Raw genomic sequence first — 12721 nt, 5'->3', positions numbered from 1 at the left:
GAATTCGTGAGGCTGGCGCTAGGCATCCGGTACAACGGCCAGGCGTACGACGGCTGGCAGAGCCAGCCCTCCGGCCGCACGGTTCAGGACAAGCTCGAGGCGGCCCTCTCGAAGTTCGCCGACCAGCCCATCCGCACGCTGTGCGCCGGCCGCACCGACGCAGGCGTGCATGCGCTGATGCAGGTGGTGCACTTCGACACCGCCGTCAAGCGCGAGCCCTTCTCCTGGATGCGCGGCACCAACCGCTTCCTGCCCGATGACATCGCGGTGCAGTGGGCGCACCCGGTGCCCGACGAATTCCACTGCCGCGCCAGCGCCCTGGCGCGTCGCTACGTCTACGTGCTCTCGCAGTCGCCCGTGCGGCCCAGCCTCGATTCGGGCAGGGTCGGCTGGTCGATGCACCCGCTCGACGGCGATGCGATGCGCGCGGCGGCCGCGCTGCTCATCGGCCAGCACGACTTCAGCTCGTTCCGCGCCTCTGCCTGCCAGGCGCGCTCGCCGGTCAAGGACCTGCGTCGCATCGAGATCACGCGCGTGGGCGGCGGCGAGCGCTGCCGCTGGCATTTCGAATTCGAGGCCGACGCCTTCCTGCACCACATGATCCGCAACCTGATGGGCTGCCTCGTGCGCATCGGTCGCGGCGACGAGCGGCCCGAATGGATCTCCGAAGTGCTCGAGGCGCGTAGCCGCAAGATTGCCGCGCCCACCTTCTCCGCCGACGGCCTGTATTTCATGGGCCCGTTGTACGACGCCAAGTGGGGTCTGCCGGACGAAGCCACGCTGCAGGCCGGCGGGGCTCCGTATGATGGCCCGCCATGAGCGCGCCTCCCCTGCCCCGCACCCGCATCAAGATCTGCGGCCTGACCCGTGAAGCCGATGTCGACGCGGCAATCGAAGCCGGTGCCGACGCGATCGGCTTCGTCCTGTATCCGAAGAGTCCCCGCGCCGTGACTGTCGAACGCGCGGCCGAACTCGCATCGCGCCTGCCGCCGTTCATAACGCCGGTCCTGCTGTTCGTGAACGAGGACGCTCCTAAAGTCATAGCATCGCTCGCCCAGGTGAAGGGCTCCATCGCGCAGTTCCACGGCGAAGAGACACCACAGCAGTGCGAGGAAGCCACCGGCCCAGGCCGCTTCCGCTACATGCGCGCCGCCCGCATTCCGCTGGGGGATGCCGGGGCGGGCTTCGACCTCGTAAAATACGCGTCCGATTACTCCCACGCCCAGGCCATCCTGCTCGACGCGCATGTCGAAGGTTATGGCGGTGGCGGCAAGGCATTCGATTGGTCACTTCTTCCACCCGCCGTCGACGCTCACCTCGTCTTGAGTGGTGGGCTCACACCTGCAAACGTGGGCGATGGCATTCGCATCCTGCGGAAGCGCTGCAAGACGCTGTCCGTTGATGTGAGCTCGGGCGTCGAAATCGACGGTCCCGGGAACAAGGGCCTCAAGGACGCCGGAAAGATCCGGCAATTCGTCGCAGCAGTCAGGGCTGCCGACGCGTCCTTCTCCAGTTAGCCGCCGCAGCCGATCGTTTGTCGGGCTGCGGCCCACCGATCGAGAACCATGCAAAGCCAATTCCAGGACTACCAGCAACCCGACGCCACCGGCCACTTCGGCAACTACGGCGGCACCTTCGCGAGCGAGACGCTCACCCACGCGATCAACGAACTGCGCGATGCGTATGCGAAGTTCAAGGACGATCCGGCGTTCCTCGCGGAATTCCACTACGAGCTCAAGCACTTCGTCGGCCGCCCCTCGCCGATCTATCACGCGGCGCGCACCAGCCGCGAAATGGGCGGCGCGCAGATCTACCTGAAGCGCGAAGACCTGAACCACACCGGCGCCCACAAGATCAACAACGTGATCGGCCAGGCGATGCTCGCGCGGCGCATGGGCAAGCCCCGCGTCATCGCCGAGACCGGCGCCGGCCAGCACGGCGTGGCCACCGCCACCATCTGCGCACGCTACGGCCTCGAATGCGTGGTCTACATGGGCAGCCAGGACGTGAAGCGCCAGAGCCCCAACGTCTATCGAATGAACCTGCTCGGCGCGACCGTGGTGCCCGTCGAGTCCGGCAGCAAGACGCTGAAGGACGCGCTCAACGAAGCGATGCGCGACTGGGTCACGAACGTCGAGAACACCTTCTACATCATCGGCACCGTCGCCGGCCCGCACCCCTACCCGACGATGGTGCGCGACTTCCAGAGCGTGATCGGCACCGAGTGCATCGAGCAGATGCCGGCCATGCTCGCGGCCGACGGCATCACAGGCGAAGCCGAGGGCAAGCAGCCCGACGTGGTGATCGCCTGCGTGGGCGGCGGCAGCAACGCCATGGGCATCTTCCATCCCTACATCCCGTTCGCGGGCACGCGCCTGATCGGCGTCGAGGCGGCAGGCGAAGGGCTCGACAGCGGCAAGCACTCGGCTTCCATCCTGCGCGGCAGCCCCGGCGTGCTGCACGGCAACCGCACCTACCTGCTGCAGAACGAGGACGGCCAGATCACCGAGACCCACAGCATCAGCGCGGGCCTCGACTACCCCGGCGTGGGCCCCGAGCACGCGTACCTGGCCGACATCGGCCGCGCCGAGTACGTCGGCATCACCGACACCGAGGCGCTGGACGCCTTCCACTACCTGTGCCGCACGGAGGGCATCATTCCCGCGCTCGAATCCAGCCACGCCGTGGCCCACGCGCTGAAGCTCGCGAAGACCATGCGCCCCGACCAGTCGATCCTGGTGAACCTCTCGGGCCGCGGCGACAAGGACATCGGCACCGTCGCCGACCTGTCGGGCGTCGATTTCTACGACCGCCCCTCGATGCGCGGACTGAGCGTGAAGGGAGGCAAGTGATGAGCCGCATTGCAGCCACCTTCGAGGCCCTGAAGAAAGACGGCCGCCGGGCCCTCATTCCGTACGTGACCGCGGGCTTCCCCTTCGCCGACATCACGCCCGAGCTGATGCACGGCATGGTCGAGGCCGGCGCCGACGTGATCGAACTGGGCGTGCCTTTTTCCGACCCCATGGCCGACGGCCCCGTGATCCAGAAGGCCGGCGAAGCCGCGCTGGCGCTGGGCGTGGGCATGAAGCAGGTGCTCGCCATCGTCGCGGCCTTCCGCAAGACGGACACGACCACGCCGGTGGTGCTGATGGGCTATGCCAACCCGGTCGAGCGCTACGACCTCGTGCACGGCAAGAAGTCCTTCATCCGCGACGCGGCCGCGGCCGGCGTCGACGGCCTGCTGGTGGTCGACTACCCGCCGGAAGAGTGCGAGGACTTCGCCGCCGAACTCAAGGCCGCCGGCATCGACCTGATCTTCCTGCTGGCCCCCACCAGCACCGACGAGCGCATGGCGCAGGTCGCGCGCATCGCCAGCGGCTATGTCTACTACGTGTCGCTCAAGGGCGTGACGGGCGCCGGCCACCTCGACACCGAGGCCGTCGGCCGGATGATCCCGCGCATCCGCGAGCACGTGAGCATTCCGGTCGGTGTGGGCTTCGGCATCCGCGACGCGCGCACCGCACAGGCGGTCGGCTCGACCGCCGATGCGGTCGTCATCGGCACCAAGATCATTCAACTCATCGAAGACCAGCCCCGCGAAAAAGTCGTGCCGGCGGTGCACGAATTCCTCGCGGGCATCCGCGAGGCGCTCGACGCCCTGCCCGCCGCGACGGCCAAGAACGCGGCTGGTCGATAATCACCGCCAACACAAGGAGCCCCCATGAGCTGGCTTGAAAAACTGCTACCCGCCAAGATCGCCCAAACCGACCCGTCCGAGCGCCGCCAGGTGCCCGAGGGCCTGTGGATCAAGTGCCCCGCCTGCGAGACCGTTCTGTACAAGACCGACCTCGAGCACAACCAGAACGTCTGCCCCAGCTGCAGCCACCACCACCGCATCGGCGCCCGCGCGCGGCTCGATGCGTTCCTCGACGCCGAGGGCCGCTACGAAGTCGGCCAGGAAGTGCTGCCGGTCGACGCCCTGAAGTTCAAGGACAGCCGCAAGTACCCCGAGCGCCTGAAGGAAGCACTGGAAAACACCGGCGAGACCGACGCGCTGGTCGTCATGGGCGGCTCGGTGCACAGCATCAGCGTGGTCGTGGCCTGCTTCGAGTTCGAGTTCATGGGCGGCTCCATGGGCAGTGTGGTCGGCGAGCGCTTCGTGCGCGGCGTGGAGACCGCCATCGAGCAGAAGGTGCCGTTCATCTGCTTCACCGCCACCGGCGGCGCGCGCATGCAGGAAGGCCTGCTCTCGCTGATGCAGATGGCCAAGACCAATGCCGCGCTCACGCGCCTGGCGAAGAAGGGCCTGCCCTACATCAGCGTGCTGACCGACCCGACCATGGGCGGCGTGTCGGCCGGCTTCGCCTTCGTGGGCGACGTGGTGATCGCCGAGCCCAAGGCGCTGATCGGCTTCGCCGGCCCGCGCGTGATCGAATCGACCGTGCGCGTGACGCTGCCCGAAGGCTTCCAGCGCGCCGAGTTCCTGCAGACCAAGGGCGCCATCGACTTCATCAGCGACCGCCGCGAACTGCGCAAGACGATCGCCAACACGCTGGCGATGCTGCTGCGCCAGCCGGCCGATGCGGTGAGCTGAAGAACGAACGGCAATCAAGGCAAAAAAAGGCCCGGGTGCGATGCATCCGGGCCCTTTTGTTTGGGTTTGGGGTTCAGGAACTCAGAAGGTCAGCTGATACGCAAACACCAGCAGGTTGCCCAGCACGATCGCGATCACCTGCAGCACCACGATGGCAGCGAGCGGCGACAGGTCGACCCCGCCGATCAGCGGAATGAAGCGGCGGAACGGCCGCACCAGCGGCTCGGCCAGGCGGGAGATCAGGTCGAGCAGCATCGGCGACGCGCCCGGAATCCACGACAGCACCGCATAGACCACCAGCAGCGCGGTCAGCCCCGAGATGGCCAGCTGCATCAGCCCCACCAGCGACACCAGCGGCAGGGTCGCGATGCGCCCCAGGTTGCCGACCAGCAGCCACAGCAGCAGGAACTTCAGCATCACCAGCAGCCATGCCGCGATCAGGCTGGCCAGGTCCCAGCGCTTCACCGCGGGCACGATGCGCCGCAGCGGCAGCACGATCCAGTCGGTAATGGCGAACACGAAGCGCCCGAGCGGGTTGCCGAAGGGCACTCGGTGGTACTGCATGTACAGGCGCAGCAGGCAGGCGCCGCCGAGCAGACCGACGATCACGTCGAGAAGGAACGAGGGAATCTGGTAGAGCATGAGGCGCGGCCGTGAGGGGAATGCGATGATAGCCACGCAAGGCTTTTCGATGACGACACAACCCCTTTTGCATTCACTGCCATTGTTCCCGCTCGGTACGGTGCTCTTTCCCGGCGGCCTTCTTCCATTGCGCATCTTCGAGGTTCGCTATCTCGACATGATCGGCAAGTGCCGCAAGGCCGACGCCCCCTTCGGCGTGGTGAGCCTCACCAGCGGCAGCGAAGTTCGCAAGGCCGGCGCCGACGCCGAGAGCTTCGCCGCCATCGGCACGCTGGCCACGATCCGCGAGTTCGAGTCGCCGCAAAGCGGCCTGCTGCAGATCGAGTGCATCGGCACGCAGCGTTTTCGCGTTCGCAGCAACGAGCTGCAGAAACACGGCCTCTGGGTCGCCGAGGTCGAGGCCGTGAACGACGACGTCGCGCTCGAGATTCCCGACGACCTGCGGCACACGTCCACCGCGTTGCAGCGCCTGGTCGGCACCCTCGAGGAGCGGCGCCGCGCGCAAGGCGGATCGGTGCGGCTGCCCATTGCCGAGCCCTACCGCTTCGACGATTGCGGCTGGGTGGCCAACCGCTGGTGCGAACTGGTGCCGATGCAGCTCGAGCTGCGGCAGCGCCTGATGGAGCTCGACAGCCCGCTGATGCGACTGGAGCTGGTCAGCGATCTGCTCGCACGCACCGGCATCACTGAATAGATCGCTATCCTTTTTGTAGCTCATCCCGCAGGATTGACGGGCGCTGGGGGCGGGTTTTATTCGAAGCCGATCGGCTAAAATGCCAGCCCCGCGCACGCTCCCGGTTGCGCGCCACCCGCCTCCCATGTCCGATCAAAAGAACTCCCCGCCTCCCCCGCCCCCCGTCGACGAAAACCAGCTCATCGCCGAACGTCGCGAAAAACTCAAGCTGCTGCGCACGGCACAGGCCGAGGGCAAGGGCGTTGCGTTCCCCAACGATTTCAAGCCGGGCCACCGCGCCGCCGCACTCGTCGAGGCGCACAGCGCCACCGAGTCCGAAGCGCTCGAAGCGCAGGCTGTCGAAGTCAGCGTGGCCGGCCGCATGATGCTCAAGCGCGTGATGGGCAAGGCCAGCTTCGCCACCCTGCAGGACGCCACCAGCCGCATCCAGCTCTACGTGACGCGCGACGCTGTCGGCGAGGAAACGTATGCGGAGTTCAAGCGCTGGGACCTGGGCGACATCCTCGGTGCGGAAGGCACGCTGATGAAGACCAAGACCGGCGAGCTGTCGGTCAAGGTCACGAAGCTGCGCCTGCTCACCAAGAGCCTGCGTCCGCTGCCCGACAAGTTCCACGGCATGGCCGACCAGGAGCAGAAGTACCGCCAGCGCTATGTCGACCTGATCACCGACGAGACGGCGCGCGTGCGCTTCACCGCACGCAGCAAGGCCGTGAGCGCCCTGCGCGAGTTCATGGTGGGCAACGGCTTCCTCGAAGTCGAGACGCCCATGCTCCACCCGATTCCGGGCGGCGCGAACGCCAAGCCCTTCAAGACGCACCACAACGCGCTCGACCAGGAGATGTTCCTGCGCATCGCGCCCGAGCTGTACCTCAAGCGCCTGATCGTCGGCGGCTTCGAGCGCGTGTTCGAGATCAACCGGAGCTATCGCAACGAGGGCATCTCGGTGCGGCACAACCCCGAGTTCACGATGATGGAGTTCTACGCGGCCTACTGGAACTACCGCGACCTGATGGATTTCACCGAGACGCTGATCCGCACCATCGCCGACAAGGCCGTGGGCACGCAGCAGCTCACCTACCAGGGCAAGCCGGTCGACCTGACGCAGCCGTTCGAGCGCCTGACGATCCGCGAAGCGATCCTGAAGTACACCGACGCGGGCGACGGTGTCGACGACGGCGCCTGGCTCATCAACGCCCTGCGCAAGATCGGCCTGAGCGAAGAGAAGGACAAGCTCTCGCAGCGCAGCCTCGCCAGCCTGCAGGTGATGTACTTCGAGGAAACCGTCGAAGAGAAGCTCTGGCAGCCGACCTTCATCATGGAGCACCCGACCGAGATCTCGCCGCTGGCGCGCGCCAACGACGAGCGCCCCGAGGTCACCGAGCGCTTCGAGCTGTACATCACCGGCCGCGAGTTCGGCAACGGCTTCAGCGAGCTGAACGACGCCGAGGACCAGGCCGCGCGCTTCAACGCGCAGGTGGCCGCCAAGGACAGCGGCGACGACGAGGCCATGTACTACGACCACGACTTCGTGCGCGCCCTCGAATACGGCATGCCGCCCACCGGCGGCTGCGGCATCGGCATCGACCGGCTGATGATGCTGCTGACCGATTCGCCGAGCATCCGCGACGTGATCCTGTTCCCGGCGCTGCGCAGGGAATCTTGATCGTGAAGGCACCGTCGTCGTTGCCGACGATCGGCATCGACTTCGGCACCTCCAACTCCGCCGTCGCCTGCCGGGTCGACGGCGAAGCACGCCTGCTGCCCATCGAGGGCACGGCCACCACCCTGCCCACCGCGATCTTCTTCAACGCCGAAGACCGCACGACGCACTTCGGCCGCGACGCCATCGGCCAGTACCTCTCGGGCACCGAGGGCCGGCTGATGCGCTCGCTCAAGAGCCTGCTCGGCAGCGCGCTGATGCAGGAGAAAACGGCCATCCACGATGGCCTCGTGAGCTTCGAGGACATCATCGCACGCTTCCTGCGCGAGCTGGCCGTGCGCGCCAGCCGCGAGCTGGGCCAGACGCCCGAACGCGTGGTGATTGGCCGCCCGGTGCATTTCGTGGACGACGACCCCAAGCGCGACGAGCGTGCCGAAGAAAGCCTGCGCGTCGCAGCGCGCGCCGCGGGCTTTCGCGAGATTGCCTTCCAGCTCGAACCCATCGCGGCCGCCTTCGACTACGAACAGCGCGTTGCCAAGGAGTCGATCGTGCTCATCGTCGACATCGGCGGCGGCACCTCCGACTTCACCGTCGTGCGCGTCGGCCCCGAGCGTGTCGCGCGAGAGGATCGCAGCGACGACGTGCTGGCCACCAGCGGCGTGCACATTGGCGGTACCGACTTCGACCAGCGCCTGAACCTCGAGCGCGTGATGCCGCAATTCGGCTTCCGCCACCACGGCCCGCAGGGGCGCGAGGTACCCAGCAAGGTGTTCTTCGAACTGTCTTCGTGGCACCTGATCAACTGGCTCTACGCCGCCAAGGCGGTGCGGCAGGCGAAGGATCTGCGCACCAGCTACAGCGACACGCGGCTGCACGACCGGCTGATGGCCGTGCTCGAGGAACGCCACGGCCACCGTATCGCGAGCGCGGTAGAAACGGCCAAGATCGACGTCTCCCTGAGCGACGCGCCGACGGCCATCGACCTCGGATGTGCCGAGCGCGGCCTGACGGTTTCGCTCTCACCCGCCGACATGGCAGAGCAGCTGGCCTCCCCGCTGGAAAACGTGATCGCATGCGCGCACGCCTGCGTCAAGCGCGCGGGCCTGCGCAGCGGCGACCTCGACGCGATCTACCTCACCGGCGGTTCTTCCGCACTGCGGCCGTTCCAGCACGCATTGCGCAGGAGCTTCGCGGGCGTGAACCTGGTCGAGGGCGACCTGTTCGGTGGCGTGGCGACGGGACTGGCCTGCGCGGCCAGCACGCAGCTCGGGGCCTGACGATGAAATACCTGGCTGGCTATCCGGCGCCCCTGCTGGAACAGGTCCGCCAGCTGATCGCCGGGGACAAGCTCGGCGCCCTGCTCGGCCAACGCTACCCGGAGGGCGTGCACGACATCCAGAACGACCGGGCGCTCTACGAGTATGTGACCGAGCTCAAGAGCGAGTTCATGCGCAAGGCCGAGCCGCTGTCGAAGGTGATGTTCGACAACAAGCTGCACGTGATCCGCAATGCCCTGGGCACGCACACCACGGTGTCGCGCGTGCAGGGCGGCAAGCTCAAGGCCAAGCGCGAAATCCGGGTGGCGAGCCTGTTCAAGGAGGTGCCGCTGGCGTGGCTGAGGATGATTGTTGTGCACGAGTTGGCGCACATGAAGGAGCGGGATCACGACAAGGCCTTCTATGCGTTGTGCACGCATATGGAGCCGGACTACGGACAACTCGAATTCGACCTGCGGCTGTACCTGACCCATCTGGAAACCGGTGGCCCCAGGCTGTGGAGCGCCGAGGGCCGCAGCGAGACCCGGGTACAGCCTCAGGGGAGTTTGTAAACTTTTCCCCAACAACGCTTGGCAGTTGGGTCCACTCCACGAAATTCAGCCAGGCCAGCTACTAAACTGCCGGCTTTCCGCTCCGAAGGCCCGCCATGTCGCATCCCCAGCAACTGTTCTTCGTAGGCGGTATCAAGCAATTCCTGGGCGAATTCTTCCAGCGCAGAAAGGTTCTCGAGATCGGTAGCCTGGACATCAACGGCTCCGTTCGCACCTACTTCGAGGAGTGCGAGTACATCGGACTGGACGTGGGCGAAGGCAATGGTGTCGATCTCGTCTGCTACGGTGAGGACTACGGCGGCAAGGCCAACGAGTTCGACGTGGTGATCTCGTGCGAGGCCATGGAACACAACCCCGGTTGGCGCAAGACCTGGCTCAACATGCTCCGGCTGGTCAAGGAATCCGGCATCGTCGTGATGACCTGCGCCACCACGGGGCGGAGGCAGCACGGCACGGTCGAATATGCCCCGACCGATTCGCCGCTGACTATGCAGAACAACCAGAACTACTACCGGAACCTAGTCGAAGATGACTTCAAGGCGATCATTCCGTGTGACGCCTGGTTCTCGGTCTGGTCGTTCTACTACGACCATACCAGCCACGACCTCTACTTCTTCGGCCTGGGCAAGGATGCGTCACCGGAGACGATCCAGAAGGCGACCGAGCTCAAGGCCGCGCTCTCCGACTACTATCACAAGCGGAATATCCTGGGCCTGCAGTAGTCGGCGACCGCCGAAAACAAGCAGCACTCAGGATGGAACGCCCGGTACCGCTTCATTTCACCTCGCTTGCGGAGCCGCACATGGTCGGCGACGTGGTGGCCACCTTCGTCGTCGCCGCCAGGAAGCTCGGGTACGAGGTCAGCACCGAGCACGCCGCCGTGCGCCATGACGCCATCAACATCGTCTGTTTCGCACACCACCTCGCTCCGGAGACCCTGCAAGGCATGGGCGCCAACTGCATCGTGCTGAACTTCGAGCAGCTCGTCGCAGGCTCGCAGGCGTTCAACGAGTCCTACTTGACGCTGCTGCGAAACCATTACGTCTGGGACTACAGCCAGCATAATCTGGTCCGCTACGCCGAGCTGGGAATTCCCAACGGCCACCACGTCCCGCTAGGCTATGAAGAAGAGTCCGGAGACAATCTTCGGGTCGAAGACATGCTCCCCGAAGCCCTGCAGGACATCGACGTGCTCTTCTTCGGCTCGCTGAGCCAGCGGCGAGCGCAGGTCATTGGTGCCATGCGAAGAAAGGGGCTGCACGTGGTCTGCAATGACAACGTGCTGTGGGAAACAACGCATCGCAACCTGATGATCCGGCGCGCGAAGCTGGTGCTCAACATGCACTTCTTCGATAACTCCCGCATCGTCGAGATACCGAGGCTCGCAATGCTTTTCAGGCAGCGCAAGGCCGTGCTGTGCGAACTCTACGCGGACAGCGAGATCTTCTATCCGGAGCTGCGACAAGCCGTCGCGGGCGTCTCTTGCGATCACCTGGCTGACATGGCCGTGATGCTCATGAGCGCCCCACAACTGCGACAACGGCTGGCGCACCGGGGCTTCGAGGCCTTCAGTGCGCACAGCCAAACAGCCGTGCTGGGCCCTGCGCTCGACGCGTTCTTTGCGTGGCGCGCCAAAGTGCTCGAGGCTGGCGCTCCGCGCTGATCCGCTCAGTTGAAGAAGGCGGACAGTTCGCGTACCAGCGCCTCGACCTCTTCCTGGGACATGCCCTCGATGGCCTGCGGCGCCCGCAGGTTCTCCGTGTCGCGGATGCTCTCGATCAGCTCCGTGCGCGAACCCGAGTCGTGATGCAGGTGAAACATCGGCACGGCAAGGGAGTGCCAGCGCACACCCATCCTGCCCGCACGGCGCAGCAGTTCGTCGTCCTCACCGCCCCACCCTTCGAGACGCGCGTTGTAGCCGCCGACCCGGATGTACTCGCTGCGCTTGAACAGCACGATGCCGCCGTTGGCATTCGAGTAAAGAATGCCCGCGTCCGGGGGAAGCTGCTGCGGGTCGATCGCGGCGAGCCGGCCGAAGTCAGGCGTATCCATGAAGCCCTGCTTCAGTTCGCCGGTGACGTTGATGACGTTCCAGTAGGGGCACATCGCGTCGCTTCCATCACCGTCGAGCAGCCCGTCGACGCAGATGCGCAGCGCCTGGGGCTGGGCGATGGAGTCGGCGTCATGAAAACAGATCACGGGGCTGCGCGCCAGCCGGACGCCGGCGTTGTAGAGCATCGACTTGGGAAACGGCCCTTCATGATGAATGAAGACGTGGCGGATCCTGGGATCGCCCAGCCGCTGCCAATCGAAGCGCGGGACTGGTGCAGCCTCCATCAACCACAGCCGGTAGTCGGTATAGGTGCAGGCCAGATGCGCCAGCACGGCGTAGAGATTCTCGCGCCGCTCCTCGGTCGCCTCCCTGTACGAGACGATGATGTCGACGTCGCGAAGGGAGATCTTTTCTGCAGCTTCTTCGGCCATGAGACAACTTCCATCAGAAGGGGCGGTACAGCACGAAATTGTGCTCGTCGGTCGCCTCCTTGTAGCGCGTATCGCGGATCGTCAGGTTGACGGGCTCCTTGCGGCCGCTGGAATGCTCGTTGAAGATCCCTGCGCCGTTGACTGCGCCCACCACCTCGGCCAGGCCGGGTCCGGCCCAGTTGTCGTGCCCCCTGAGCAGATAGAAATGCATCACGCCGCACTGCTGGTGTGCCCAGTAGTCATGCCAGGCGAAGGAGTCCGGGCGCCACAGCGAGTTGTGGCCTTCGAAGAAGATGGGACGGCTCATCGGCATGCACTCCGGCGTGGAGACGATGAGATAGCGCGACCGGTAGTTGAGGAATTCGAGCAGGTCACGGCCCTGCGAATGGAGCATGTGCTCGATGACATCGCCCAGGATCACCACGTCGTAAAGCTCGCCGCTGCGCTCGTAGAGCTTGTCGGCCGTGATCTGGAGAATCTGGTGGTAGCCGACCTCGCGCAGTTGGGGAAACGCCATTTCGTCGCACTCCAGCGCGGTCAGCTCGCATTCGGGCACGATGTTCTTGAGCAAGGTGCCGTATTTGCCGCCCCCCGCACCGATGTCCAGGATGCGCCTCGGATTGATCGCCTTGACGACGTGCTGCGTCAAGCTGTCGAAAGTCAGCCAGGATTCCCCGATATGCGCCATGAAATGCCCCCCGAGACTTCTTGATTTAAGACATTTGACTTTACAGGACGGTGCAACCGGCTTGCCGGGCATATCTGCCAGCTTGTTCGCAAAAGCGCCGACTGCTTGCTTCTGCGGCAGGCCGGTCAGCC

14 protein-coding genes are annotated in these 12721 nt (G+C 65.5%); 11 read left to right on the top strand and 3 right to left on the bottom strand.

Annotated elements, in window-relative coordinates; all coding sequences use genetic code 11:
* Positions 1-6 precede the first annotated feature (6 nt).
* The 5 genes from truA to accD are packed head-to-tail and all read left to right on the top strand — an operon-like array spanning position 7 to position 4594.
* Complete coding sequence (truA, locus tag ABL840_RS10250; protein WP_093305623.1) at positions 7-819, top strand: tRNA pseudouridine(38-40) synthase TruA; 813 nt, start codon at positions 7-9, stop codon at positions 817-819.
* A complete protein-coding gene (locus ABL840_RS10245) occupies positions 816-1517 on the top strand; it encodes a phosphoribosylanthranilate isomerase (protein WP_093305625.1) in 702 nt (233 codons plus the stop codon). Before truA ends, ABL840_RS10245 begins: the two co-directional genes overlap by 4 nt.
* 48 nt (positions 1518-1565) lie before the next feature.
* Complete coding sequence (gene trpB, locus ABL840_RS10240) at positions 1566-2852, top strand: tryptophan synthase subunit beta (RefSeq protein ID WP_093204981.1); 1287 nt, start codon at positions 1566-1568, stop codon at positions 2850-2852.
* The gene (gene trpA, locus ABL840_RS10235; protein WP_093305627.1) at positions 2852-3697 is read left to right on the top strand and encodes a tryptophan synthase subunit alpha; all 846 of its coding nucleotides are present in this window, start codon (positions 2852-2854) and stop codon (positions 3695-3697) included. The genes trpB and trpA overlap by 1 nt, the downstream gene beginning before the upstream one ends.
* A gap of 24 nt (positions 3698-3721) precedes the next feature.
* Positions 3722-4594 carry an acetyl-CoA carboxylase, carboxyltransferase subunit beta gene (gene accD, locus ABL840_RS10230; RefSeq protein WP_019654097.1) on the top strand — a complete coding sequence of 291 codons (873 nt, stop codon included), beginning with the start codon at positions 3722-3724 and terminating at the stop codon, positions 4592-4594.
* 81 nt (positions 4595-4675) lie between these two features.
* Here the strand turns inward: accD and ABL840_RS10225 are convergent, their stop codons facing one another.
* A complete protein-coding gene (locus ABL840_RS10225) occupies positions 4676-5236 on the bottom strand; it encodes a YggT family protein (RefSeq protein ID WP_093204985.1) in 561 nt (186 codons plus the stop codon).
* 49 nt (positions 5237-5285) lie between these two features.
* On the opposite strand from ABL840_RS10225, the gene ABL840_RS10220 reads away from it, so the two are divergent.
* The 6 genes from ABL840_RS10220 (at position 5286) to ABL840_RS10195 (ending at position 11081) form a co-directional block, all read left to right on the top strand.
* A complete protein-coding gene (locus ABL840_RS10220; protein WP_240652131.1) occupies positions 5286-5930 on the top strand; it encodes an LON peptidase substrate-binding domain-containing protein in 645 nt (214 codons plus the stop codon).
* A 124-nt stretch (positions 5931-6054) separates the two neighbouring features.
* Positions 6055-7593 carry a lysine--tRNA ligase gene (gene lysS / locus ABL840_RS10215; RefSeq protein WP_093204991.1) on the top strand — a complete coding sequence of 513 codons (1539 nt, stop codon included), beginning with the start codon at positions 6055-6057 and terminating at the stop codon, positions 7591-7593.
* A gap of 2 nt (positions 7594-7595) precedes the next feature.
* Positions 7596-8867, top strand: a complete 1272-nt coding sequence (locus ABL840_RS10210; RefSeq protein WP_093306081.1) for an Hsp70 family protein — start codon at positions 7596-7598, stop codon at positions 8865-8867.
* 2 nt (positions 8868-8869) lie between these two features.
* Complete coding sequence (locus tag ABL840_RS10205) at positions 8870-9418, top strand: M48 family metallopeptidase (RefSeq protein WP_093305629.1); 549 nt, start codon at positions 8870-8872, stop codon at positions 9416-9418.
* Between the two features lie 95 nt (positions 9419-9513).
* On the top strand, positions 9514-10140 hold the full coding sequence (locus ABL840_RS10200; RefSeq protein ID WP_093305631.1) for a class I SAM-dependent methyltransferase: 627 nt from the start codon (positions 9514-9516) through the stop codon (positions 10138-10140).
* A gap of 32 nt (positions 10141-10172) precedes the next feature.
* The gene (locus tag ABL840_RS10195) at positions 10173-11081 is read left to right on the top strand and encodes a hypothetical protein (RefSeq protein WP_093305633.1); all 909 of its coding nucleotides are present in this window, start codon (positions 10173-10175) and stop codon (positions 11079-11081) included.
* Positions 11082-11086: 5 nt separating this feature from the next.
* Here the strand turns inward: ABL840_RS10195 and ABL840_RS10190 are convergent, their stop codons facing one another.
* Positions 11087-11902: a glycosyltransferase family 2 protein gene (locus ABL840_RS10190; protein WP_093305635.1), complete on the bottom strand. Its 816-nt coding sequence runs from the start codon at positions 11900-11902 to the stop codon at positions 11087-11089.
* 13 nt (positions 11903-11915) lie between these two features.
* Positions 11916-12551, bottom strand: a complete 636-nt coding sequence (locus ABL840_RS10185; protein ID WP_143042981.1) for a class I SAM-dependent methyltransferase — start codon at positions 12549-12551, stop codon at positions 11916-11918.
* Between the last annotated feature and the right edge of the window lie 170 nt (positions 12552-12721).

The organism is Variovorax sp. NFACC27 (genome assembly GCF_048301545.1).
Lineage (GTDB): Bacteria > Pseudomonadota > Gammaproteobacteria > Burkholderiales > Burkholderiaceae_C > Variovorax > Variovorax gossypii.
This window is presented reverse-complemented; position numbering and strand designations above follow the sequence as displayed.